Genomic DNA, 23,177 nt, shown 5'->3' on the forward strand with positions numbered 1-23,177 from the left:
CCGGACATGAGTAGTACTACTCGGCCCGACCGGGGGTTTCCCGTGGCGGACGTGCGGGAATCACTCCAGTCCGTGCTCCATCGCGTACCGGGCCAGTTCGACCCGATTGGCCAGCTGCAGCTTGCGGAGCGTCGCCTGGACGTGGTTCTCCACCGTGCGGTGGCTCAGTGCGAGCCGGGTCGCGATCTGCTTGGCGCTCAACCCCTTCGCGACGAGTCGCAGGACCTCGGTCTCCCGGTCGGTCAGGCGCGGCACCGGCGTCGCCGATTCGGCCGCGTCCGGGGCTGCGCCCGCGATCCGCCGGTACTCCCCGAGGACGAGTCCTGCCAGGCCCGGAGTGAAGACGGCCTGTCCCGCGGCGGTGGCGTGGACGGCCGCGACCAGTTCCGGCGCGGATGCGCTCTTGACCAGGTACCCGCTGGCACCGGCCTTGATCGCGTCGAGCACGTCCTCACGTTCCGCCGACGCCGACAGCACCAGCACCCGCGACTCCGGCGACACCGCGAGCACCGCGCCCGTGGCCTGGGCTCCGTTGCCGTCCGGCAACTGCATGTCCATGAGCACCACCGCCGGTTGCACCGCCGTAGCACGTCGTGCGGCCGCAGCGACCCCGTCCGCGGTGGCGACCACGTCGAATCCCGCCTCCGCGAGGTCTCGCGCCACCCCGTCCCGCCAGATCGGATGGTCGTCGACGACCATCACCGTCACCTGCTCGGCCACGCTCACCTCGTCCCCGTCGCGTGCTTGCCCACCCGGAACTCCCATTCGACTCCCTCACCGACGGCGGTGTCCAGCGTGGCGGCGCCGCCGAGCGCCTCGATCCTGCCGAGGATGGACCGCGACACACCCATCCGTCCTTCCGCCTCTGCGGCCGCGAGCCGTCCCGGTGCGATCCCGACCCCGTCGTCGCGCACCGAGACGATCACCTCGTCTCCGATGTCCTCCACCAGGACATACGCTTTGGCGTCCGGGCCGGCGTGCCGCGCGACGTTGGACAACGCCGTCCGCACCGCGGCCGCGAGTTCCGTGGCCCGGTCCCGGGGCATCTCGACGGCGTGTCCGGGCGTCGACACGGACACCACGCCGTCGGCGTGGGTACGCAACAGGGACCGCAGGTCGACGTCCACGCCGGCATCGGCGACCGGCGCGGACTGTTCGGAGATCAGCTCCCGCAGCGCGACCTCCTGCTCACCGGCCAGCGTCGCCAGCTCCAGTGTGGGACCGCCGATCTCCGCGCCACGCCTGCGGACGTACGCGAGCACCTGGAGCACGCCGTCGTGCACCTCGCGTCCGAGCCGCTCACGTTCCTCGGTCGCCGCGGCCAGCCGCGCGGCGCGTTCGAGCTGCTGCTGTGCCCGCCGGGCGGTGTTCGCCGCCATTCCGACCGCGAGCCCGACGGACATCAGCACGGGCGCAGTCGCGTCGCCGGCGAGGTCGAGATCCAACGGCCCGCGCACCACGACCGCTACGACGGCGATCCCGAGTCCCGCGACGATCCCGACGAGTGGCCCGCTCAGGATCGCGGCCGAGATCACCGCATTGGTGGCCCACAGGGTGGTGGGCAGGGTCTGATGGGTGGAGTACCAGTCCTGCTCGGCGACCAGCCGCGTCGCCGTCATCGCGCACACCACCACGGCCACGTCCGCCACGACCCACCCGCGACGCGATGCGCCGTTCCTCGAGAAGACGACCGCCGTCACTCCCGACCAGACCGCCATGAACGCGACGATCACCCAGCTGAGGGTGGGCCGGACGTACTCGGACACCGCGTACGCCTGGTAGCCGATCGCGTACACGAGCGTGGCCAGCCGGAACACCTGTCCGGCCCGCCACAGGGGTTCGGTGGGCCGATTCCGCGGCGAGTCGTTCGAGGTCACCCGGGCGACCCTACGGTCCCCGGCCCGATCCCGGGACGTGTGACCCAGGTCGCGGATTGGGTCCTCCGACTCTGCTCACACCGGGCGGCCCCCGCTAAATTGGTCGCTGTGCTGGCATCCTCCTACCGAGCGGTCGCGCTGACCATGCGCAGTCGTTGGCCCCTCTACATGGGGTCGATGATTCTCGCGAACTTCATCGGTGCGGTGCTGGTGCTCGCGTTCATCCGGTACGGACTGCCGATCACGGAGTCGGAAGCGATCATCGACGACCGCGTCCGCAACGTCGTCATCTTCGGCATCTACCTGATCCTCGCGGGTGTCGTGAGCCTCGGCGCGGCGGCCATGATGCTGAGGTCGGTGATCCGGTGGCAGTTGCGTGGCGGCCCGCCGACCCGCGGCGAACAGATGGCCGCGCTCCACGCACCGCTGCGGCAGGCGATCGTGCACCTGATCCTGTGGGTGGTCGGCGGCGTCCTGTTCGTGATCCTCACGGTGACGGAGATGCCAGAGCTGGCCGTCGCGGTGATCGTGACCGTGTGCATGGCGGCGACGACGACCTTCGGATTCACCTACATGCTGGGCGAGCGAATCCTGCGGCCGGTGGCGGCGCAGGCGCTGTCGGAGGGCCGGTTCGACCGCACGCTGGCTCCGGGTGTCGGCACCCGGATGGCGATGACGTGGGGCCTCGGCACGTTGATGCCGGTGATCGGCATCATCCTGCTGTGCGCGACACAGCTCAGCACCGACCTGCAGTTCTCCACGAACTCGCTGGCGATCGCGATCCTGCTGCTGTCGGGGATGACGATCACGACCGCGTTCGTGCTGTCGATGCTCACCGCTTCGCAGATCTCCGACCCGGTGCGCCAGCTGCGGCGGGCGATCGAGCGGGTGCAGCGCGGCGCGACGGACGTCCAGGTCGAGGTGTTCGACGGCAGCGAGATCGGCCGGCTGCAGGTCGGGTTCAACCGGATGATGCAGGACTCGGCCGAGCGCCGGGTGCTCCGGGAACTGTTCGGCCAGCACGTCGGGGAGGACGTGGCCCGGCGGGCGCTGCAGTTCGGAACCGAGCTCGGCGGCGAGACACGCTTCGTCGCGGTGCTGTTCGTGGACATGGTCGGGTCGACCGGCGCGGCGGCGGAACGTCCTCCGGGCGAGGTGGTGAGCCTGCTCAACGAGTTCTTCAACGTCGTCGTCGACGTTGTCGACCGGCACCACGGGTTCGTGAACAAGTTCATGGGCGACGCCGCGCTCGCGATCTTCGGGGCACCGCTGGACCGGCCCGACGCTCCGACCGCGGCGCTGGCGGCGGCCCGTGAACTGCGATTCGCCCTCGACGGCATCACGGCCCTCGACATCGGCATCGGCGTGTCCGCGGGCCTGGCGGTCGCGGGCAACATCGGCGCCGCGGAGCGCTTCGAGTACACGGTCATCGGAGATCCGGTGAACGAGGCGTCGAGGCTGACCGAGCTGGCGAAGATCCACCCCAGCCGTGTGCTGGCGTCGACGAGCGCGCTGTACTTCGCCGACGAGGAGGAACAGTCGGAGTGGGAGCTCGGCGACCAGGTCCAGCTACGGGGCCGCAACCGGGTCACGCATCTGGCGTCCCCGGTGCAGTATCCGTGAACCGGAGTTCGCGGTTCTGAGGTGAACTCACCTCGATTGGCTACGCTGGCCTGGTGGTGACGCCGGAGCCGGACCGGAGTGGGGACTCCCCCACCGATCAGGCGGTGCCGGTGGCGTCCCGGCGGCGCGGCCGCTACCGGTGGCTCAAGTGGGTCGCGGCTGCCGCTCTGGTGGCACTGCTGATCGGCGAGGGCATCTACCTGTGGCCGCGACTGCACGATTCGTGGCTCGTGCTCACCGAGATCCACTGGGGATGGCTGGCGGCCTGCGTGATCGCGCAGGCCGTGTCCCTGAGTGGGTACGGCCGCCTCCAGAAGCAGTTGCTGCACGCGGGCGGCGTCGATGTCGGGCAACGGAAGTCGGTTGCTGTTGTCTACGGGTCGACGGCGATGGCGGTGACGTTGCCGGCCGGTCAGGTCTTCTCGACCGCGTTCACCTATCGCGAGACGCGCCGGTGGGGCGCGAATCCGGTGGTTGCGTCGTGGCAGTTGGCGATGTCGGGGGTGATCGCGGGCATCGGTCTGGCGTTGATCGGCCTGGGCGGTGCGATGCTGGTCGGTCAGTCCGTGAGCCCGGTGATGCTGGGACTGTCACTGGCTGCGCTGGTCGGCCTGATCGTGGCGATCCGCTACGTGTCGGCGCATCCGCACGCGATCGAGGTCGCTGCGCGGTGGGTGCTCGGCCACGTGAACCGGTTCCGGTCCAAGCCTGCCGGGACGGGCATGGCCACGGTCCGAGAGACGCTCGCGCAGCTCGAGTCGGTTCGGCTCGGCAAACGGGACGGCGTGCTGAGTGCGGGCTGGGCGGCGGTACATCGGGTCGGCGACATTGCGTGCCTCGGTTTCGCCTGCTGGGCGGTGGGAGCGGACCCGCGGTTGTCGGGGATCTTGATCGCATTCGCGGCGGGCAAGGCGGTCGCGACGATTCCGCTGGCACCGGGCGGGCTGGTGTTCGTCGACGCCACCCTGATCGCGACGCTCACGACCGCCGCGAGCATCAGCGCGTCGCAGGCGGTGGCCGCAGCGTTCGTCTACCGGGGCGTCAGCTTCATCCTGGTCGCGATCGTGGGGTGGATCGTGTTCGCGTTCCTGTTCAAAGGTCATCAGCACGAGGACCTCGAGTTCGACGTCGAGATGGAGCGCCGCGAACAGCGTGAGCAGATGGAACAGCGCTCGCAGATCGAGCAGGCGAGCAGCCCCGATCCCCCTCCCCCGTCCGGCTGAACGTGGCTTTCACTCGATCTGACGGCATGAAGGTGGCGTTCAGCCGGGGCTCCGGACGGCGACGAGCATCGCGTCGAGGTGGGCACGGCTGATCCGCACGGCCGATTCGGTGTCTCCGGCCGCGATGGCGTCCACGAGCGCCCGATGCTCGTCGGCGTCGGGTGCGGGGTCGTGACGGCGGGCTCCGAGGAGCTCGATCATGTCGATCATCGCGTCGGTCAGCCGCGGAACGAAGGTTTCGAACAGTTCGGTGAGGACGGCGTTGTGCGCGGCCGCGACGACGGCGCGGTGGACGTCGATGTCGGCGTCGACGAAGTCGCGGTCGCCGGCCTCGAACGCGGCGGCCCGCCTGTCGAGGGCGCGCCGCATGACGGTGACGTCGGCGGCGGTGGCGCGCTCGGCGGCGAGGCGGGCGGCCTCGACCTCGATGGCGTTGCGGACCTCGACGACCTCGGCGATTGCCTCCCCACGCAGCACCGTCTCCCACGCCGCCACGGGGCTGACGCGTTCGACGAAGACGCCCGCGCCCTGCTTGGTGCGGACGAGTCCCTGCCCGGCGAGGATCCGGAGCGCTTCGCGGACGGTGGACCGGCCGACGCCGAGCTCCGCGGCCAGGGTGGTCTCGCCGGGAAGCCTGGCCCCGACCTCCCACTCACCGTCGGCGAGGCGGCGCTGCAGCAGGTCGGCGGCCTGATCGGTGAGCAGATGGCGGCGAAGCGGGGCGGGCATCCAATTCCTCAGGTTGTCTGACAAGTGGCTCTCGCCTAGCCTACCTTCCGTGGCCATGCGCGGACTGCTCCTCGACTGCCGCGGCGGGGTCTGACCGGACCGGCACCCCACCGCGGGGTTCGGTCGTGCCGGTCGTCCTCACCGAACCGGAAAGTCCCCGCCGTGCACTGGAACCGTCAGACCCCGTCCGCGATGCCCTCCTACCGCTACCGCTCCCACACCGATCGGGTGGAAATCCCGATCTCCGAGCGATCCTGGCCGACACGACAACTCACCGAAGCCCCACTGTGGGTCCCGGTGGACCTGCGCGACGGGAACCAGGCGCTCGCGGAGCCGATGGACCCCGGCCGCAAGCGTCGATTCTTCGAACTGCTGGCGGCAATGGGATACAAGGAGATCGAGGTCGGCTACCCGTCCGCCAGCCAGACCGACTTCGACTTCGTCCGCGATCTCGCCGAGCAGGACCTGGTTCCCGACGACGTCACGATCGTCGTGTTCACCGCCGCTCGCACCGACCTGATCGAGCGGACCTACGAGTCGGTCCGCGGACTGTCGAACGTGGTCGTGCACATGTACACGGCAACGGCACCGACGTGGCGCGACGTGGTACTGGGACACGACCGGGAGTCGTTGCACCGCTTGATCTTCGACGCAGCCCAGGATGTGGCCCGCGGCGGAGACAGACATCCGGGTTCGCGTTTCGAGTTCTCCCCCGAGGTGTTCAATCTGACCGAACCGGATTTCGTGCTGCAGGTGTGCGACAGCCTCACCGCACTGTGGGACGCGTCCCCCGACCGGCCGGTGATCCACAATCTGCCTGCGACCGTGGAGATCTCGACACCGAACGCGTACGCCGACCAGATCGAGTACATGCACCGCAATCTGTCCCGGCGCGAGTCCGTGATCCTCTCCGTTCATCCTCACAACGACCGCGGCACCGGCGTCGCCTGCGCCGAACTGGCGGTCCTGGCCGGCGCGCAACGAGTGGAGGGATGCCTGTTCGGCAACGGCGAGCGAACCGGGAACGTGGACCTGGTGACGCTCGCGCTGAACCTGCACGCACAGGGCGTCGATCCGATGATCGACTTCTCCGACATCGACGCGGTGCGGAGAACCGTCGAGCACTGCAACAGGATCGAGGTCCATCCGCGACATCCGTACGGCGGTGACCTGGTCTACACGGCGTTCTCCGGCACCCACCAGGACGCGATCAAGAAGGGGTTCGCTCGCCATCGCGCCGCCGCGGCAGCATCCCACCTCGACCCGGATCGAGCTCCCTGGGAGGTGCCCTATCTGCCGATCGACCCACGCGACGTCGGACGCGACTACGAGGCGGTGATCCGGGTGAACAGTCAGTCCGGCAAGGGCGGTGTCGCGTACCTGCTGCAGGAGGAGTACGGCGTCGACCTGCCGCGCGGCCTGCAGATCGACTTCGCGCGCCGCGTCCAGCACGCCACCGACGGCAGCGGCACGGAGATGACGGCTCCGCAGCTGTGGGCGCTGCTGCAGGACGGCTACTCCCACCACGGGTCGCTGGACCGGTGGGCGGTCGACCACGTCGAGGGCGGTGATCGGCTGCGCGTCGCCGCGACGATCGGCGACATCCCGATCGAGGGTGACGCCATCGCATCGGAGCCCGCGCACGCCCTGGCCCGGGTGCTGTCGACACCCGACACCGAGGTCGAAATCCTGTCGCTGACGCAGCAGCCGGCCCACGTCGGACGCGACACCGCGACGGCGACCTTCGCTCACTGCCGCGTCGGCGGACGCACGCAGTGGGGCGTCGGGCTGGACCGGTCCGCGACGGCGTCCTCGCTGCACGCGGTGCTGGCGTGCGTCTCGCGAGTTCCGTCGGCCGCGCCGACAGCGCGAGTGACCGACGTCACACACGGTTGCGGGAAGCATTCCCCGGATGGCACGGTTGAGACCGACAGAGCTTGAAAGTTAAACTAAATCCGAAGCGACCCACACGAGGAGTTCCCATGACCACCGCCATCGCCCTCCCGACCCTCACCGCAGGCACCTGGGCCATCGACACCACCCACTCCACCGTGGGCTTCTCCGTCCGGCACCTGATGGTCAGCAAGGTTCGCGGCACGTTCAACGACTTCTCCGGCGCGATCACCGTCGCCGAGGACGGCACGCCGTCCGTGAATGCGGAGATCCAGGTCGCGTCCATCGACACCAAGAACGAGCAGCGCGACGGCCACATCAAGTCCGCCGACTTCTTCGACGCCGAGCAGTTCCCGACCGCCACCTTCGTCTCCACCGCGGTCAACCCGAAGGGCGACGACTTCGTCCTCACCGGCGACTTCACCCTCCGCGGCGTCACCAAGCAGGTCGAACTGAACCTCGAGTTCAACGGCGTGAACCCGGGCATGGGCCACGGCGCGGTGGCCGGCTTCGAGGCGACCACCGTCCTCAACCGCAAGGACTTCGGCATCTCCATCGAGATGCCCCTCGAGGGCGGCGGCGCGGTCGTCGGCGACAAGATCACCATCACCCTCGAGATCGAGGCGCTGCTGCAGGCCTGATCGCCCCCACACTCGCGCCCGTCGCAGCCACCCCCCTCGGCTGCGGCGGGCGCGTTCGGGTTTCAGCCCTCGGCGGGACCGCCCGCCATGTCCAGGGCGGCGAGGTGGCCGAACACCATGCTCGCGCCGATCGGGTTGCCGCCACCGGGATAGGCGGTGCCGGACACCGGAGCCATCGTGTTGCCCGCCGCATACAGTCCGGGGATCACGGCGCCCGCGGCGTCGAGAACCCGGGCGGTGGTGTCCGTGACGAGTCCGCCCTTCGTGCCCAGGTCGGAGATACCGAACGCCGCGGCGTGGAACGGGCCCTTCTCGATCGGCACGAGCGGGGACCGGCCACCGGAGAACGACCTGTCGTACGGTTCGTCGCCACGACCGAAGTCGCCGTCGACGCCGGTCGCGGCGAACTCGTTGAAGCGCCGGACCGTGGCCACGAGGTTGTCCGCGGGCACCCCGATGACACCGGCGAGTTCCTCGAGGGTGTCGGCGGTCCGCCACAGACCTGCGGACGTGTACTCCTCGGTGGACGCCAGCGGGACGTTCGGCGCCTTGACCGGCGGGACGAGCCCTTCCCTGTCGTCGTAGATCATCCAGAACCGGGCATCGGACGTGTCGATTCCCTTGTGCGCGATGACGTCGCGGCCGAGTCGGTCGTACGGGGCCGACTCGTTGACGAACCGATTTCCCGCCCCGTCCACGAAGATTCCGCCGGTGAACCACAGCGCGAACGCCGACCGTCCACCCGGATGGGTCAGACCGGGCGACCACCACGCCTGGTCCATCGACCGGGTGTCCGCGCCCGCCGCGACACCGGCGCGATGCGCCTTCCCGAGGTTGCCCCACGGGCCCATCGTGTCGCGGGCGGAGCCGGGCACACCGTACGCATCGCGCAGTTCCTGGTTCTGCTCGAAACCACCTGCAGCCAAAAGGATTCCGCGACGCGTGCGGATGGCGCGACGCTCCCCGCCGTCGGACACGACCGCACCCACGACGACACCGTCGGCAAGGACCAGTTCCTCCAGTGCCGTGCCGAGTTGCAGGTGCGCGTTCGCCATGTCCTCCATGGCCCACAGGAACCGGCCGACGAGCGCGCGACCGCCGACGAGGTAGTCGCCGGCCGGCTCGTCCGCCCACTCGCGCCCCAGCGGCCCGCGCACACTCTCCCCCGCATCGGCGAGCTTCGCCGCGCGTAACGGACGCGGGACGATGTGCCTGCCGCCCGCCCTCGCCTTCGGCGCCTTGCCGAAGTAGTCGGGCCACGGCAGCACCTGGAAGACGAAGTGCTCGTCTGCCTCCAGGTAGTCGATCAGCGGGGCACCGCCGCGGACGAACGCCTCCTGCATCTCGTGCGGGCTGCCGTCCCCGACGACCGCACGGAAGTACGTCAGCGCGTCCTCGACCGTGTCCTCGTCACCCTCGCGTCGCAGGACTGCGTTGCACGGGAACCACATGCCGCCACCGCCCGAGTAGGCGGTGGTCCCACCGAACCGTTCGGTGGCCTCGACGAGGATCACGTCGAGGCCCTCCCGGGCCGCGGTGTACGCGCCGGTGACGCCACCGGCGCCCGACCCGACCACCAGAACGTCACACTCGTCGTTCCACTGCATCGTCGCTCCCGCTCTCCCGTGTTCCGGACGCAGTATCGCGGTCCGACCCCGGGCCCGTCCGGCGAATCGCCTCGCTAGGCTGGCAACCGTGAAGAAGGTACTGCCGTTCCTGCTCGTCGACGTCGTTCTGGTCGTCGTGTTCTGCGCGATCGGACGCCGCAGCCACGACGAGGCGAACGCGGTGACCGGACTGCTGACGACGGCGTGGCCGTTCCTCGGTGGACTCGCGCTGGGATGGCTCGCGAACGAGGCGCTGTACCGCAACAAGTCGCGGCCCGCGTCCGTCGTCCCCGCCGGGATCGTGATCTGGCTGTGCACCCTCGTCGGCGGAATGCTTCTGCGGGTGGTGTCCGGGCAGGGCACCGCGTTCAGCTTCATCCTCGTCGCCGCGACCGTGTTGGCGGTGTTCCTCCTCGGGTGGCGCGCCCTCTACGCGCTCGTGAGCAGGCGGTCCGCCGCCCGCTGACCCCGGCCGTCCACCCGGTGACAACTTCGCATCGACACCGGACGGGCTCCGTCAGCCGTGGGACAGTTCTGTGATGAGCGAACTCGCGTCGCCACCGCACGACCCCAAGTCCGACCACGGGTTCTTCGGCCAGCCGTTCGCGCTCGCCAACCTCTTCTCGGTCGAACTGTGGGAGCGGTTCTCCTTCTACGGGATGCAGGGCATCCTGATCTACTACCTGTACTACTCGACGGCCGACGGCGGGCTCGGGATCTCGGAGGCGTCGGCGGTCTCGATCGTCGGCGCGTACGGCGGCACCGTCTACCTGTCGACGGTGCTGGGCGCGTGGATTGCCGACCGGGTGCTGGGATCGGAACGGACGCTGTTCTACAGCGCCGTCCTCGTGATGCTCGGGCACATCGGACTGGCGGCGATCCCGGGACTCCCCGGCGTGGGAGTGGGGCTGATCCTCATCGCCGTCGGCAGCGGCGGGTTGAAGGCGAACGCGACCTCTCTCGTCGGGGACCTGTACTCCGAGGGCGACGAGCGCCGCGACGCCGGATTCTCGCTCTACTACATGGGCATCAACATCGGCGCGTTCATCGGCCCGCTGCTGACCGGATGGGCCCAGGAGAACTGGGGCTTCCACGTCGGTTTCGCGCTCGCCGCGGTCGGCATGGCCCTCGGCCTGATCCAGTACGCACTCGGCCGCAAGCACCTTGGGAACATCGGTTCCGCACCGGCGAACCCGCTGCCCGGCTCGATGTTGTGGAAGTACTGGGTCGGGGCCGCGGCGGCGGTGGTCGTGGTGGTCGTGCTCTGCCTGGTCGGGGTCGTCACCACCGACAACCTGTCGGACGTGGTCGTCGCTCTGACGATCGTCGCGGCGGTCGGCTACTTCGGCCTGATCCTGTCGAGCCGGCAGATCACCAGCACCGAACGCAGCCGGGTGGTCGCGTTCATCCCGATGTTCCTGGCCAGCGCCGCGTTCTGGTCGCTGTTCCAGCAGCAGTTCACGGTGGTCCCGATCTATGCCGACAAGTTCCTCGACCGCAATCTGTTCGGCTGGGACTTTCCGCCGTCGTGGGTGCAGTCCATCAACCCGGTTTTCATCATCGTCTTCTCCGGAGTGTTCGCGGCGATGTGGACGAAACTCGGCCCACGCCAGCCGTCGTCACCGATGAAGTTCGCGATCGGCACGGGCCTGATGGGCCTCGCGTTCCTGGCCTTCCTGCCGTTCTCGAACGGCGAGCCGAACGGCACCCCGCTGCTCGCCCTGGTGTTCATCCTGCTGTTGTTCACCTTCGCGGAACTGTTCCTGTCCCCGGTCGGACTGTCCCTCTCCACAAAGCTCGCGCCGAAGGCGTTCCACACGCAGATGGTCGCGCTGTTCTTCCTGTCGGTGGCCCTGGGCAGTGCGATGGCAGGCACCCTCGCCAAGTACTACGACACCGCCGACCAGGCGCCCTACTTCCTGTGGATAGGTCTCGCCTCGATCGGCGTCGGCGTCGTCATGGTGGTCCTCTCGCCGTGGATCAGCAGGATGATGCGCGGCGTGCACTGACTCCTGTGGTCAGTTGGGGGCGGTCTGCGCCTGGGCCAGGTCGTAGACGGCCTCCTCCTGATCCGTGAAGTGGGCGGCCGACATGTAGGGGCGCGCACTGTTCATGCCGGCGAGGACGGTCTCCACGACCGGGAGGCCTCCGTCGGCGTTGACGAAGTGCGAGGTGACGCCGACCTGGATGCCCGTACCCGTGGCAGGGTCGAACTGCTCGAGCCAGGGACCGCCGCTGGACCCGGGGCTGAATGCGGAGGGCATCATGTCGAGGTCCTTGCCCGCCACGCCCTTCGACTGACCCGAATTCACCATCAGGGTGCGACCGTCGAAGGAACGCTGCAGTTCAGAGGGCACACCGTTGCGGTTCGCGTCTCCGGTCCGAGTCGGGATGCCGTTCACGATCGGCGGCGCGTACCAGCTCTTGATGTTGTCGGTGGGATAGCCGAAGGCGTTGAGCACCTTCCCCTGGGGCAGGTTGAAGCCGACCTGCTGGCCGCCTGTGACCTCCTGGATCGGCCGGCTGTCGGTGGGACTGTCGACCAGGAACGCAGCCATGTCGTGTCCGGGTCCCTCACCGAAGTGACTGGGGTCGGCCGACCACTCGTTGGTGATCCACTCACGGGTCACCGCCCACACACCGAAAGGCGCGATGTCGGTTCCGGGCAGCGAGCTGTCTCCGTCGCCACCGGGGATGTGGCGAGCCAGGGCCGCACCGTCGAAGCCGGGGATGAAGACGGCGCTGCTCGCCAGCGACTTCTCGAGCCCCATGCCGAAGTCCCAATTCGACGAGTCGAGCAGGAAGCAGTGGCCGGCGGTCAGTACGACGCTCTTGTTCGCGCTGTCGACGACGTTCGCCGAGCAGCTGGTCAGAAAGTCACCGCTGCCGTCGGGCAGGCTTCGCTTGACGAACAGTTTCCCTGCGGTCTTCCGTATCTGACCGGAACCGGTGTAGGTGGCGCTGAGGGCATCGTCGCCTGCCGTCGGCTCGATGGTGACGTCGCTGCCCTGGCCGTCGAAACCGGTGTCCGGATCGTCGTCGCTGAGCCCACCGAGCGCGAGTCGGTTGACGGTCCAGAAGTTCACTGCCGCTTCCAGGTCGGCGGCGTAGCCCTCACCGGCGGCGACCATCGGCGGCAGTTCGTGGGGTGTGGTGACCTCCGCGCCGAGGGATCCCGCTCCGGATCCGGACTCCACGCTCACCGAACCGGTCTGCGCGACCGCGGGCGAGGCGGTGGCGAGCAACGCCGCCGCCGCGGTCACCGCGACAGCCCAACTGACACCCGTCGATACGCGCATATATCCCCAACCCCCACGAGGCGAACTTGAATGACGCCGGTGAAGATACGGCACGAGGTGCCGTCAGGTCCCGGGTATCGACCAATTCCTCCCCGGTAGCGTGGTGGTTGCTGACAGTCAGCGCAGGGCGAGCCACCCGGCCAGCCCGAATCCGGCCAGGGCCACCGCCACTCGGAGGACGGTCGGCGGGATGACCTTCACCACGGGCGGGCCGCACCAGCCCCCGAGCAGGCAGCCGACGGCCATCGCCGCGGCGGCACCCCAGTGCACCTCCCCCGAGCCTGCGAACACCAGTGCAGCCACGAGGTTCGCGACACCGAGCAGGAAGCTCTTGAGGATCGTCGCCTGCCACACGGACATCGCCGTGCAGATCAGCGTCAGCGCGAGGAAGATCACCCCGGCGCCGGCGCCGAAGTAGCCGCCGTAGACGGCGACAGCGGCGAGCGCAGCAGGGAAGAGCACCGGAAACTCCTTGCCGCCTGCGAGTTTCCGCACCCGAGGCTGAGCGAGGAGCGCGATCGACGCCGCCACCACCAGGTACGGCACGACGGCCTCGAACGACCCCTCCGGCGCCCACAACAGCAACAGCGCGCCTGCGAGTCCACCGGCCGCGCACAGCGCCGCCCACCGCCACAGCCTCGGACCCATCTCGGTCAACTCGCGCAACGAGTTCGCGGTCGCCCCGATCCCGACGGCGACGAGCGCGACGGTGTTGGTGACGTTCGCGGCGATCGGCGTCAACCCGACGGCGAGGAGCGCCGGATAGGAGACGATCGACGCGAGACCGGTGACGAACCCGACGAGCCCTGCCCCGAACCCTGCGACGACGAGCAGTAGGTAGTCGAGCGCGGTCACCGGGTCAGGTTCGTCTGGATGGGCCGGAGGAATCGGCCCGCGGCGTCGACGGCAGGCCCGGAGCTGTCGGCGCCCGCCACGAACACCGCGAAGGCGACGTCCTGGTCGATTCCGACGAACCAACCGTGGGCGGGTTGCCCGGCGACCTCGGCGGTGCCGGTCTTGCCTCGAACGTCCGGGATGTCGGCGAGTTGCGTTGCGGTTCCGGACGTGACGGTCTCCCGCATCATCGCCTGCAGGTCGTCGGTGACCGTCGTGGGCGCGGGCGTGGGTGTCGAGTCGCCGACGCCGGGTTGCCCCTGCACGAGCATCGGCGCGGGGGTGGAGCCGCGGGCGACCGACGCCGCGACGAGCGCCATCCCGAACGGGGATGCGGTCACCCGTCCCTGCCCGATCGCGGATTCGACCCGCTCGGCGGGGGTGTCGGCGGGCGGGACGCTGCCGGTGACGGTGGTGAGGCCGGGGGTCACGTAGTCGACGCCGAGCCCGAACTGCTGGGCCGCGTCGTGCAGGGCCGTCGGCGTCATCGACACGGCGAGCTGCCCCATCGTGGTGTTGCAGGATCGGGCGAACGCGGTGTGCAGTGGCACCGATCCGAGGTCGAAGTTGTCGTCGTTCGGGATCGTGCGTCCCTCGATGGTGGCGACGCCGGGGCACGGCAGAACGGTGTCCGGGGTCACCGAACCTCCCTGCAGGGCAGCAGATGTCGTGACGATCTTGAAGGTCGACCCGGGCGGGTAGAGGCCGGTCAGTGCGATGGGCCCCTGTGCGCCTGCGGCGGAGTTCTGGGCGACGGCGAGCACACCGCCCGTCGAGGGCCGGATCGCGACGATCGCCGCCTGCTGCGGGAGGTCGGCGATCGCCGCCTGCGCGGACGCCTGGATCGCGGGATCGAGGGTCGTCGCGATGTCCGGGGCCGCGGTGCCGTCCTGCCCCGCGAGCCACTGGGCCGTTCCGTCGGACTGCACGAGTTGGACGGCCCAGCCTGCGGTGTCGGCCTGCGCCTGCTCCCACAGGGTGCGCAGCCCCTCGAACGCCGGAGACTGCGTGTTCCTGTCGACGGTGAGCAGTCGGCTCTGCTTGACCTGGGTAACGCCGGGGATCGCGGCGAGCTGCGCCTCGATGGGCGCGAGGTCACTGTCGCGCAGGGCGATCACGGTCAGCGGGCGTCCCTGCGACGCAGCGAGATCGGTGCTGATCGACTCGGCCGAGATGGCCGGGGCGATCGGCTGGAGCAGCGGCGCGAGGGCTGCGGCCGACGCGGTGGGGTCGGGCACCGCCGCGGGGTCGAGCGTGACGAGGGTGACGGTCTGCTCGGTCATCAGGGGAGCGCCGTTGTCCGCGAGCACCGCGGGCGATCCTCCGGCGAGGGCGGTGTAGCGCAGGGTTGCGTCGGCCGTCAGCCCCGGGGCGAGGAGTGCGGGATCCCACGGGATGGCGCCACCGTCGGCGACGGCCTGCCCTCCCCCTGTCGTCGTGTAGGTCCATTCGCGAGTGGCGGGCTCCGTTGGTGTCGTGGTCGCGGCTTCGGAGGCCGTCGGCGTGGTCGTCTCGCCGGCAGCAGTCTGATCGGGACCGCCGGCGAACGTCCAGTCGGCGTCGAGGGTGAAGGTACCGGCGTCACTGTCGGTGCTCGCGACGACGAATCGCGCGTCGGTCGGGTTCAGCCCTTCGAACATCTGCCCGATCGCGCTGGAGGCGGCGGCAGGGTCGGACGTCAGAGCGGCTGCCGCCTGCACGTCGCGTCGGCTCAGTGCGTCCGCAAAGTCTTGCGCGGCGGTCTCCGTCTCCGTCGGCCCGGTACTGCAGGCGACACCACCGAGGACCAGCGCCGACACGGAGACGGCCACGACACCGAACGTGATTCCGGGGCTCATGCGCATGCCCCGACCCTAGGCGGCTCCGCCACCTGTGCGCGTTCTCGGTGGTACGCGCCACCAGAAGTGCGCACAGGTTCGGCGCGAGAGGCGTAGTCTTGTAATCAAGTAATCATTGCAACAGCCGAGGTGAGAGCAATGGGACACTCGTCGAACAGTCGCAGGTTCGGCCGCAGCGGCGGCTGGCAGCAGGCTCAGGCACCCGACACGCGCGACGTCGCCGACTGGTTCGGCGGACGCCTGCCCGACGACTGGTTCACCGGCCCGCCGACCATCGAGGTCGATCGGGAGGAGATCGTGGTCACGGGCGAACTTCCCCCACCCGACGACGCCACCGACGCGGCCGTCGAGGGCCGGGTGTCACGGTTCCGGGAGACGACGCGGTCGCAGCGGATGCGTATCGCGGACGAGGCGGAGGCCCGTTACGGCCGCAAGGTCGCGTGGGGCGTCACCGTGGGCGAGCACCACGTGCTCTTCACCCACCTGGCGGTGCCGGTGATGACCCGACTGCGCCAACCCGAACGCAAGGTCCTCGACACCCTGGTCGACGCAGGCGTCGCCCGATCCCGGGCGGACGCGCTGGCGTGGACGGTCCGCCTGGCAGGGCAGCACGCCGAGGAGTGGCTCGCCGAGCTGCGGGAGGCGATGCGCAAGGTGGACGACCTGCGCACCGAGGGGCCGCAGTTGTAGCACCGCTCATATTCGCTTGCACGAGTCGACGGCCCACGCCTACCGTGGACGGCGACCTGTTGTCGACGATCGGACGGACCATTGCTCATTCGGAGGTAGTTACCGCGCGCCGCGGTTCTCGCGTGCGCTTCGCGACCACCCCGAAGGAGCGTTCATGCCCTCACTCGTCCTGTCCGACCTCTCGTTCTCCTGGCCCGACGGCGATCCCGTGCTCGTGGGCGTCGACGCCGTCTTCCCGTCCGGCCGCACCGGCCTGGTCGGGCGCAACGGCGCAGGCAAGTCGACGCTCCTGCGCCTGATCGCCGGTCGGCTCACTCCCGATCGTGGCTCGGTCACCGTCGGTGGCGACCTCGCCTACCTGCGCCAGGACCTCACTCTCGACCCGACACGCACCGTCGACGCCGTTCTCGGCATCGACGGGCAGCGACAGGCACTGCACCGCATCGAGTCCGGCGACGGCACCGAGGACGACTACGCGACGATCGGCTCGCACTGGGACGTCGAGGAACGTGCCCTCGCCACGCTGGACCGGCTCGGGCTCGCGCACGTCGCGTCGGATCCGGCCGACCTCGACCGCACCGTCGGCACGCTGTCCGGCGGCGAGACGATCCTGCTGGGACTGACGGCTGCGCTGCTCACCGAGCCGGACGTCCTGCTCCTCGACGAACCGACGAACAACCTCGACCTGGCGGCGAAGGCGCGCCTGTACGAGGCGGTGCAACGGTTCGCAGGCATCGTGGTGGTGGTCAGCCACGACCGCACCCTTCTCGACCTGATGGACACCACCGCCGAGCTGCGCGACGGCGAGATCCGCTTCTTCGGAGGTAATTTCACGCACTACCAGCAGGTGATCGACGCCGAGCTGGAGTCCGCGCGGGCCGCGGTCCGCGACGCCCGCAACGACGTTCGCAGGCAGGGCCGCGAACTGGTGGAGGCGCAGGTGAAGCTCGATCGGAGGCAGCGGTACGCGAAGAAGACGGAGTCGAGCATTCCGAAGATCCTGGCGGGCAAGCGCAAGAGCGAGGCACAGGTGTCGGCGGGCAAGCTCCGCGGCACCCATCAAGAGAAGCTGGACGACGCGCGTCGCATGCTCGACGAAGCGCAGGAGGCGCTGCGGGAGGACCGCGAGATCCGGATCGACCTGCCGGACAGCGTCGTTCATCCAGGGCAGCGGGTTGTCGACGTCGATGCGACGCTGCGCACCGGGCAGCAGGTCGAGTTCGCGGTGACCGGCCCGGAGCGGATCGCACTCGTCGGCCGCAACGGCGTCGGCAAGACCACGCTGCTGCGGGAGATCGTCGACGCCCCACCGGCGGTGCCGTGGCGAGTGCTGCCGCAGCGACTCGACGTGTTCGACGAGTCCCGAACGCTGGCGCAGAACGTCGCCGACGCCGCCCCGCACGCGACCGACGAGCAGATCCGGGCGCGGTTGGCGCGCTTCCTGTTCCGCGGCCGCGGCGCCGACGTCGCCGCCGCGGCGTTGTCCGGGGGTGAGCGACTGCGGGCCGCCCTCGCGACGGTCCTGCTCGCGGAGCCTGCTCCGCGGCTGTTGCTGCTCGACGAGCCGACGAACAACCTGGACCTGCCGAGCGTCGCGCACCTGACGGAAGCACTGTCGCAGTTCCGGGGCGCGGTGATCGTGATCAGCCACGACACTGCCTTCCTGCGGGAGATCGGCATCACCCGATGGGTGGAGTTGACGGAGTCCGGCCTCGACGAAGTCGATCCGCTCTAGAGTCGGGTAACCGACCCGAAGGAGCACGATGTCCACCGGCACCACCGCGGTCCACGCCTTCCGCGACGACGCCCTCGCCGACCTCGACGCGACCGGTGTCGCGCAGCGCATCGCGTCCGGAGAGATCACCGCAGGTGAGGCGGTGGAGGCAGCCATCGCTCGGGCCGAGTCGGTGGCGTCGCTCGCGGCGATCGAGACGCCGGACTTCGCGCGGGCCCGCGGCGACGCGACCGACCCGCACGGCGGCCCGTTCGCGGGTGTCCCCACCTTCGTGAAGGACAACGTGGACGTCGCAGGGCTGCCCACCGGGCAGGGCAGCGCCGCGTTCACCCCGAATCCCGCGCGCAAGGACAGTCCCGCGGTGGCGCAGCTGCTGTCGACGGGCCTGGTGTCGCTGGGCAAGAGCCGGTTGCCTGAGTTCGGGTTCAGTCCGACGAGCGAGTTCGCGGACGCGGAACCTGTGCACAATCCGTGGAATCCCGCGTTCTCGTCGGGTGCCTCGTCCGGCGGCGCGGCTGCGTTGGTCGCCGCGGGCGTCGTGCCGATCGCGCACGGCAACGACGGTGGCGGCTCGATCCGGATCCCGGCGGCGGCGTGCGGGCTGGTGGGGCTGAAGCCGACCCGGGGGCGGATGGTTCCGGATCCCACCGACCAGACGATGCCGGTACGTCTCGTCACGCAGGGTGTCGTCACCCGGACCGTGCGCGACGCCGCCCGCTACTACGCCGCGGCGGAGGATCACCACCGCAACCGGAAGCTGCCGCCGGTGCGACTGGTGACGGGACCGAGCTCGACGCGGCTGCGCGTCGGCGTGATCCTCGACTCGATCGGCGGCCTGCGCAGCGACAGCGAGACCCGGGCGGCCGTCACCGCGACGGCGGACCTGCTGTCGGACCTGGGCCACCACGTGACCGATGCGCCGTTGCCGGTGGGCCCGCAGTTCGTCGACGACTTCTCGACCTACTGGGGTTTCCTGTCGTTCGCCATCTGCTCGGGCGGGAAGCGTCTGCTGGGACGCGATTTCGACAAGGCGCGCACCGACAACCTCACGAGGGGCCTCGACGCGCTGTACCGCCGCAACATCGTGAAGACGCCGGGGGTGCTGTACCGGCTGCAGCGCAGCGCCCACCTGTATGCGACGGCGTTCGCCGACTTCGACGTCATCGCCTCGCCGGTCCTCGGTCACACCGTCCCCGAACTCGGGTACCTCTCCCCCACCCAGCCTTTCGAGGAGCTGTTCGAGAAGCTGATCCGCTACACAGCGTTCACCCCGGCGAACAATGCCGCCGGCGGCCCGGCCATCTCACTCCCCCTGCACACGACCGCGGCGGGAATGCCGCTGGGCGTGCACTTCTCGGCCGCACACGGCGACGAGCGGACCCTGCTCGAACTCGCCTTCGAGCTCGAGCAGGCCAGCCCGTTCGCCCGGATCCAGGGTTAGGCGGTCACCTTCTCCGGTTCCTCGTCCGCCGGTTCCGGGCGCTTCGCCAACGCGCTCGGCCACCACACGCGCGGTCCGATGTCGTGGACGAGGGCCGGAACCAGGAGCGACCGCACCAGCAGCGCGTCGAGGAGCACACCGAACGCGACGATGAACGCGAGCTGCGCCAGGAAAATCAGCGGGATCACCGCCAGCGCCGAGAAGGTCGCAGCGAGAACCACTCCGGCGGAGGTGATCACGCCACCCGTCACCGTGAGTGCCCGCAGCACGCCGGGCCGGGTTCCGATCCGCAGTGCCTCCTCGCGGGCCCGTGTCATCAGGAAGATGTTGTAGTCGATTCCGAGGGCAACCAGGAACACGAAGGCGAACAGCGGGACCACCGGGTCGGCGCCCGGGAACCCGAGGATGTGGTTGAACACGATCGACGAGACGCCGAGTGTCGCGGCGAACGACAGGATCACTGTGCCCATCAGCAGCAGCGGAGCGAGCAGCGACCGCAGCAGCAGGCAGAGGATCAGGAACACCACCAGCGTCACCACGGGGATGATGAGGTTTCGGTCGTGGGTGGCCGTCGTCTTCGTGTCGAGGTCGGTCGCCGTCGGGCCCCCGACGAGTGCGTCGGCGCCGTCGACGGCGTGCACCGACTCGCGCAGACGCTCGACGGTGTCCTCCGCGGCCAGCGAGTCCGCGGGGTCGGACAGGGTGGCCTCGAGCGCCACCCGACCGTCGACGACCATCGGCGCACCGCCCTCGGTCACCACCGAGACCGACTCCACGCCGGGCACGTCTGCAGCCGAGCGGACCGCGTCCAGGGAGCCCTCCGCGGCGATGATCACTGCCGGGGAACCGTTTCCGGCGTTGAAGTGCTCGGTCAGCACCTTCTGGCCGGCGCTGGAGTCGGCTTCGAAGAGGAAGGTGTCGGACTGTGCGATGCCACTGGCCTTGAACTGCGGCAGGAACAACGCGAACAGGATCAGCACCAGTGTGGAGCCCACCCAGAACTTCCGCGGGCTGCGACCGATGCGCGTTGCGAGCTTCGCCCACCAGCCGTGCTCGGCCTCGATGTCCACCTTCCCGGTGTACTCGGGCCGACGCGGCCAGAACGCCGCACGGCCGATCAGCACCAGAGCGGCGGGCAGGAACGTCATGGACGCGGCGAACGACGCGGCGATTCCGATGGCGGCGACAGGTCCGAGGCCGCGGTTCGAGTTGAGGTCCGAGAGCAGCAGGCACAGGACACCGGCGATCACGGTCCCCGCGGACGCGGCAACGGGTTCGAGGGTGGCCCGCCAGGCGGTACGCATCGCGGCGTAATTGTCCTCGGTGCTGCGCAGTTCCTCACGGAAGCGCGCGACGAGCAGCAGCGCGTAGTCGGTGGCAGCGCCGAAGACGAGGATGAACAGGATGCCCTGACTCTGGCCGTTGAGGGTGATGGCGCCTGCGTCGGCGAGCACGTAGACGAGCAGGCTGGCGAGCACGAGCGCGAAGAGCGCCGAGAAGATCACCACGAACGGCAGGATCGGACTGCGGTAGACGACCACCAGGATCAGCATCACCACCGCGCCGGCGACGAGGATCAGCAGTCCGTCGATGCCGCCGAAGGCGGAGCTGAGATCGGCCGCGGTGCCTGCGGGTCCGGTGACGTACACGGACAGGCCGTCGGGTGCGTCCGCGAGCGCGTCACGCAGTTCGGCGACGCTGTCCTTGATCTCTCCGGTGCTGTCGACCGGGACGAACATCTGCAGGGCTCGGCCGTCCTCGGACGGAATCGGCGGCGAGAACTGCGGCCCGAATCCCTCTGCACCGGCGAGCGACTCGGTGTTGTCGGCAAGGAACGCCGAGTCGGAGGGGGTGATGCCGGAGTCCCGCTGGGCGACCACGATCGCAGGCACGAAGTCTGTGTCCTGGAACCCGGCCTGCAGCCGGGCGACCTCGGTCGCCTCCGCCGATTCCGGGAGGAACGTGGTGTTGTCGTTCGACTGGACGTCGGTGAGCTTGCCCGCGAACGGCCCGCCCGCGCCCGCGAGTGCGAGCCAGGCGAGAATCAGCACGGCTGGCAGAATCCAGCGCAGGCGTCTCGTCTTGCCGGTGGTCGTGGTCACGTGTCTTCCCTACCCGCCGACAGCTCGGCGTCCGTAGTGTCCGGATTCGGCACCAGTTTGCTCAGCCTGCTGAACAAATGCAAATGGCGCCGAACGAATCGAGGTGACGAATGAGACCCGACGACATCGACGACTGGCCCACCGGCCGGCTGTTGTCCACGGCGGCAAGGCTGGTCGAGCAGTCGTGGGAGTCGGTCTTGCGTGCACACGACCTCACCCACGCGGGCCTGTTCGTGTTGCACGCGGTCGAGCACGCACCCGCGTCCCAACGCGAGATCGCCCGTACCGCGCGCGTCACCGACCAGACCATGAGCCGCACCATCGAGAAGCTCGAACGCGCCGGATACGTCACTCGCGAGCCTTACCCCGGAGACGAGCGGCGCAAACTCGTCACCGTTACCGACACCGGACGCACCACCTACCGAAAACTGATCGAACTCGAACGCGAGGACGCAACGCTCACCGCCGCCGTCGGCGACGTCGCGGCTCTGCGCAGCCAACTGCTCGCACTCGTGCGCGCACTCCACACGGTGCCCTGAGACCCAAAAAGGCCCACACCCAATTGCGGGTGTGGGCCTCATCACACTGTCGGTGACGTGGACGCGCTTTCAGGACAGGCGCGGTTTACACCGAACCTGTCAGGACTGCGAGTAGATCCCCGCGCCGACGGCGACGGCGATCAGCGCGAGACCGCCGATACCCGCGAAATAGCTGATGGCGGCGATGTTGTCCTCGGACGAACCCATGCTTGAACTCCTTCTGTACGGGGATGCTGCTCACCGGCGGCTGGACGCCACGGAGTGGTGCAATGCCGGCTCGCAGGTCCATTGGTACCCACCGGACCGCCGACCCGCAAGGCCGACAACCTTCGGGATTCCTCCGAGCCGCCCCGCGACGTGACGGGCACCATGGTCGGGTGAACTCGTACTGGGCCGACTGGTCGGCATACCTTCCGCTGGCGCTCGCGGCGCTGCTGGTGCTGTGGCGGCCGCTGTGGAACCTGACACGCCACGCGGTGACCCTGGCCCACGAGGCCGGCCACGCCGTAGCGGCCGTCGCGACGGGGCGACGCCTGACGGGCATCCGGCTGCACTCCGACACGTCCGGGCTGACGCTGTCCCGGGGGAAGCCCCGCGGCCCCGGAATGGTGGTGACGGCGGCCGCCGGGTACCTCGCGCCGTCGCTGCTCGGTGTGGCCGGTGCCGCGCTGATCGCCCTCGACCAGCTGACGGCGCTGCTGTGGGGTGCGGTCGGCCTGATTGCGCTGATGGTGCCGTTCATCCGCAACGCCTTCGGGCTGCTGGTCCTCGTGGCGTCCGGTGCAGCGGTCGGTCTTGTCGCCTGGTACGGAACACCCACGGTGCAACTGCATTTCGGCTACACCGCGATCTGGCTGCTACTCCTCGGCAACCTGCGGACGATCGTCGAGGCGACCCGGCACCCGACCCGCGGTTCCGATCTCGACCAACTGCGCGGCCTCACCCATCTGCCTCGGCTCGTGTGGTCCGTGTTCTTCGTCGCGGTCGCGGTCGGGACCGGTGTCCTGGCCTGGCGGGCCCAGTACGCGGCCTGACCGGTAGAACGG

19 protein-coding genes and 1 pseudogene are annotated in these 23,177 nt (G+C 69.5%); 12 read left to right on the forward strand and 8 right to left on the reverse strand.

The features are described from left to right. Window positions 1–60: 60 nt before the first annotated feature. Both ACFSJG_RS19695 and macS read right to left on the reverse strand, forming a co-directional pair. Window positions 61–699 carry a response regulator gene (locus tag ACFSJG_RS19695; protein WP_378487193.1) on the reverse strand — a complete coding sequence of 213 codons (639 nt, stop codon included), beginning with the start codon at window positions 697–699 and terminating at the stop codon, window positions 61–63. Window positions 700–722: 23 nt separating this feature from the next. Beyond that, the gene (gene macS, locus ACFSJG_RS19700; protein WP_378486932.1) at window positions 723–1,877 is read right to left on the reverse strand and encodes a MacS family sensor histidine kinase; all 1,155 of its coding nucleotides are present in this window, start codon (window positions 1,875–1,877) and stop codon (window positions 723–725) included. Between the two features lie 168 nt (window positions 1,878–2,045). On the opposite strand from macS, the gene ACFSJG_RS19705 reads away from it, so the two are divergent. Together ACFSJG_RS19705 and ACFSJG_RS19710 are read left to right on the forward strand one after the other, a co-directional pair. After that, window positions 2,046–3,500, forward strand: a complete 1,455-nt coding sequence (locus tag ACFSJG_RS19705; RefSeq protein WP_378487194.1) for an adenylate/guanylate cyclase domain-containing protein — start codon at window positions 2,046–2,048, stop codon at window positions 3,498–3,500. Between the two features lie 53 nt (window positions 3,501–3,553). Beyond that, window positions 3,554–4,723, forward strand: a complete 1,170-nt coding sequence (locus tag ACFSJG_RS19710) for a lysylphosphatidylglycerol synthase transmembrane domain-containing protein (protein WP_465270027.1) — start codon at window positions 3,554–3,556, stop codon at window positions 4,721–4,723. A gap of 39 nt (window positions 4,724–4,762) precedes the next feature. Here the strand turns inward: ACFSJG_RS19710 and ACFSJG_RS19715 are convergent, their stop codons facing one another. Continuing rightward, window positions 4,763–5,452, reverse strand: coding sequence for a FadR/GntR family transcriptional regulator (locus ACFSJG_RS19715; protein WP_378486933.1), 690 nt, complete (start codon window positions 5,450–5,452; stop codon window positions 4,763–4,765). Between the two features lie 192 nt (window positions 5,453–5,644). On the opposite strand from ACFSJG_RS19715, the gene ACFSJG_RS19720 reads away from it, so the two are divergent. Both ACFSJG_RS19720 and ACFSJG_RS19725 read left to right on the forward strand, forming a co-directional pair. Further along, the gene (locus tag ACFSJG_RS19720) at window positions 5,645–7,393 is read left to right on the forward strand and encodes a 2-isopropylmalate synthase (protein ID WP_378487196.1); all 1,749 of its coding nucleotides are present in this window, start codon (window positions 5,645–5,647) and stop codon (window positions 7,391–7,393) included. Between the two features lie 41 nt (window positions 7,394–7,434). Beyond that, on the forward strand, window positions 7,435–7,986 hold the full coding sequence (locus tag ACFSJG_RS19725; RefSeq protein WP_378486934.1) for a YceI family protein: 552 nt from the start codon (window positions 7,435–7,437) through the stop codon (window positions 7,984–7,986). A gap of 62 nt (window positions 7,987–8,048) precedes the next feature. On the opposite strand, the gene ACFSJG_RS19730 is transcribed toward ACFSJG_RS19725, so the two are convergent. After that, window positions 8,049–9,593 (reverse strand): FAD-binding protein, encoded by a 1,545-nt coding sequence (locus ACFSJG_RS19730; protein ID WP_378486935.1) that lies wholly within the window; start codon window positions 9,591–9,593, stop codon window positions 8,049–8,051. 88 nt (window positions 9,594–9,681) lie between these two features. Between ACFSJG_RS19730 and ACFSJG_RS19735 the strand changes: the two genes are divergently transcribed. Beyond that, window positions 9,682–10,059 (forward strand): DUF3054 domain-containing protein, encoded by a 378-nt coding sequence (locus ACFSJG_RS19735; RefSeq protein ID WP_378486936.1) that lies wholly within the window; start codon window positions 9,682–9,684, stop codon window positions 10,057–10,059. 73 nt (window positions 10,060–10,132) lie between these two features. Continuing rightward, entirely contained in the window at window positions 10,133–11,602 is a 1,470-nt protein-coding gene (locus tag ACFSJG_RS19740; RefSeq protein ID WP_378486937.1) for a peptide MFS transporter, read from the forward strand. A 9-nt stretch (window positions 11,603–11,611) separates the two neighbouring features. On the opposite strand, the gene ACFSJG_RS19745 is transcribed toward ACFSJG_RS19740, so the two are convergent. The 3 genes from ACFSJG_RS19745 to ACFSJG_RS19755 all read right to left on the reverse strand — a co-directional run bounded on the left by ACFSJG_RS19745 (window position 11,612) and on the right by ACFSJG_RS19755 (window position 15,624). Beyond that, on the reverse strand, window positions 11,612–12,892 hold the full coding sequence (locus ACFSJG_RS19745) for a trypsin-like serine peptidase (protein WP_378486938.1): 1,281 nt from the start codon (window positions 12,890–12,892) through the stop codon (window positions 11,612–11,614). Window positions 12,893–13,009: 117 nt separating this feature from the next. Further along, a complete protein-coding gene (locus ACFSJG_RS19750) occupies window positions 13,010–13,747 on the reverse strand; it encodes a sulfite exporter TauE/SafE family protein (RefSeq protein WP_378486939.1) in 738 nt (245 codons plus the stop codon). Further along, on the reverse strand, window positions 13,744–15,624 hold the full coding sequence (locus ACFSJG_RS19755) for a penicillin-binding transpeptidase domain-containing protein (RefSeq protein ID WP_378487197.1): 1,881 nt from the start codon (window positions 15,622–15,624) through the stop codon (window positions 13,744–13,746). Before ACFSJG_RS19755 ends, ACFSJG_RS19750 begins: the two co-directional genes overlap by 4 nt. Before the next feature lie 138 nt (window positions 15,625–15,762). Here ACFSJG_RS19755 and ACFSJG_RS19760 point away from each other — a divergent pair, with 138 nt between their 5' ends. The 4 genes and pseudogenes from ACFSJG_RS19760 to ACFSJG_RS19770 all read left to right on the forward strand — a co-directional run bounded on the left by ACFSJG_RS19760 (window position 15,763) and on the right by ACFSJG_RS19770 (window position 19,490). Continuing rightward, window positions 15,763–16,314, forward strand: a complete 552-nt coding sequence (locus ACFSJG_RS19760) for a hypothetical protein (protein ID WP_378486940.1) — start codon at window positions 15,763–15,765, stop codon at window positions 16,312–16,314. 247 nt (window positions 16,315–16,561) lie between these two features. Further along, window positions 16,562–17,074 (forward strand): annotated as a pseudogene (locus ACFSJG_RS27135) (ATP-binding cassette domain-containing protein); the annotation flags it as partial. 327 nt (window positions 17,075–17,401) lie between these two features. Continuing rightward, entirely contained in the window at window positions 17,402–18,049 is a 648-nt protein-coding gene (locus ACFSJG_RS27140; protein WP_417716669.1) for an ATP-binding cassette domain-containing protein, read from the forward strand. Window positions 18,050–18,077: 28 nt separating this feature from the next. Continuing rightward, the gene (locus ACFSJG_RS19770; RefSeq protein ID WP_378486942.1) at window positions 18,078–19,490 is read left to right on the forward strand and encodes an amidase; all 1,413 of its coding nucleotides are present in this window, start codon (window positions 18,078–18,080) and stop codon (window positions 19,488–19,490) included. On the opposite strand, the gene ACFSJG_RS19775 is transcribed toward ACFSJG_RS19770, so the two are convergent. Next, window positions 19,487–21,592: an MMPL family transporter gene (locus ACFSJG_RS19775; RefSeq protein WP_378486943.1), complete on the reverse strand. Its 2,106-nt coding sequence runs from the start codon at window positions 21,590–21,592 to the stop codon at window positions 19,487–19,489. The genes ACFSJG_RS19770 and ACFSJG_RS19775 overlap by 4 nt on opposite strands. Before the next feature lie 110 nt (window positions 21,593–21,702). Here ACFSJG_RS19775 and ACFSJG_RS19780 point away from each other — a divergent pair, with 110 nt between their 5' ends. Both ACFSJG_RS19780 and ACFSJG_RS19785 read left to right on the forward strand, forming a co-directional pair. After that, window positions 21,703–22,131 (forward strand): MarR family winged helix-turn-helix transcriptional regulator, encoded by a 429-nt coding sequence (locus tag ACFSJG_RS19780; RefSeq protein ID WP_378486944.1) that lies wholly within the window; start codon window positions 21,703–21,705, stop codon window positions 22,129–22,131. Window positions 22,132–22,508: 377 nt separating this feature from the next. Then, entirely contained in the window at window positions 22,509–23,165 is a 657-nt protein-coding gene (locus tag ACFSJG_RS19785; protein WP_378486945.1) for a M50 family metallopeptidase, read from the forward strand. The last annotated feature ends 12 nt before the right edge of the window (window positions 23,166–23,177 follow it).

The sequence above is a fragment of the Rhodococcus gannanensis genome, from assembly GCF_042681175.1.
Classification (GTDB): Bacteria; Actinomycetota; Actinomycetes; order Mycobacteriales; family Mycobacteriaceae; genus Rhodococcus_G; species Rhodococcus_G gannanensis.

Coding starts and splice junctions, on each gene's coding strand:
- ACFSJG_RS19720 (WP_378487196.1), top strand. CDS start 5,645: ATGCCCTCCTACCGCTACCGCTCCCACACCGATCGGGTGGAAATCCCG.
- ACFSJG_RS19730 (WP_378486935.1), bottom strand. CDS start 9,593: ATGCAGTGGAACGACGAGTGTGACGTTCTGGTGGTCGGGTCGGGCGCC.
- ACFSJG_RS19760 (WP_378486940.1), top strand. CDS start 15,763: ATGGGACACTCGTCGAACAGTCGCAGGTTCGGCCGCAGCGGCGGCTGG.
- ACFSJG_RS27140 (WP_417716669.1), top strand. CDS start 17,402: ATGCTCGACGAAGCGCAGGAGGCGCTGCGGGAGGACCGCGAGATCCGG.
- ACFSJG_RS19705 (WP_378487194.1), top strand. CDS start 2,046: ATGGGGTCGATGATTCTCGCGAACTTCATCGGTGCGGTGCTGGTGCTC.
- ACFSJG_RS19695 (WP_378487193.1), bottom strand. CDS start 699: ATGGTCGTCGACGACCATCCGATCTGGCGGGACGGGGTGGCGCGAGAC.
- ACFSJG_RS19780 (WP_378486944.1), top strand. CDS start 21,703: ATGAGACCCGACGACATCGACGACTGGCCCACCGGCCGGCTGTTGTCC.
- ACFSJG_RS19715 (WP_378486933.1), bottom strand. CDS start 5,452: ATGCCCGCCCCGCTTCGCCGCCATCTGCTCACCGATCAGGCCGCCGAC.
- ACFSJG_RS19725 (WP_378486934.1), top strand. CDS start 7,435: ATGACCACCGCCATCGCCCTCCCGACCCTCACCGCAGGCACCTGGGCC.
- ACFSJG_RS19745 (WP_378486938.1), bottom strand. CDS start 12,892: ATGCGCGTATCGACGGGTGTCAGTTGGGCTGTCGCGGTGACCGCGGCG.
- ACFSJG_RS19740 (WP_378486937.1), top strand. CDS start 10,133: ATGAGCGAACTCGCGTCGCCACCGCACGACCCCAAGTCCGACCACGGG.
- ACFSJG_RS19755 (WP_378487197.1), bottom strand. CDS start 15,624: ATGAGCCCCGGAATCACGTTCGGTGTCGTGGCCGTCTCCGTGTCGGCG.
- ACFSJG_RS19770 (WP_378486942.1), top strand. CDS start 18,078: ATGTCCACCGGCACCACCGCGGTCCACGCCTTCCGCGACGACGCCCTC.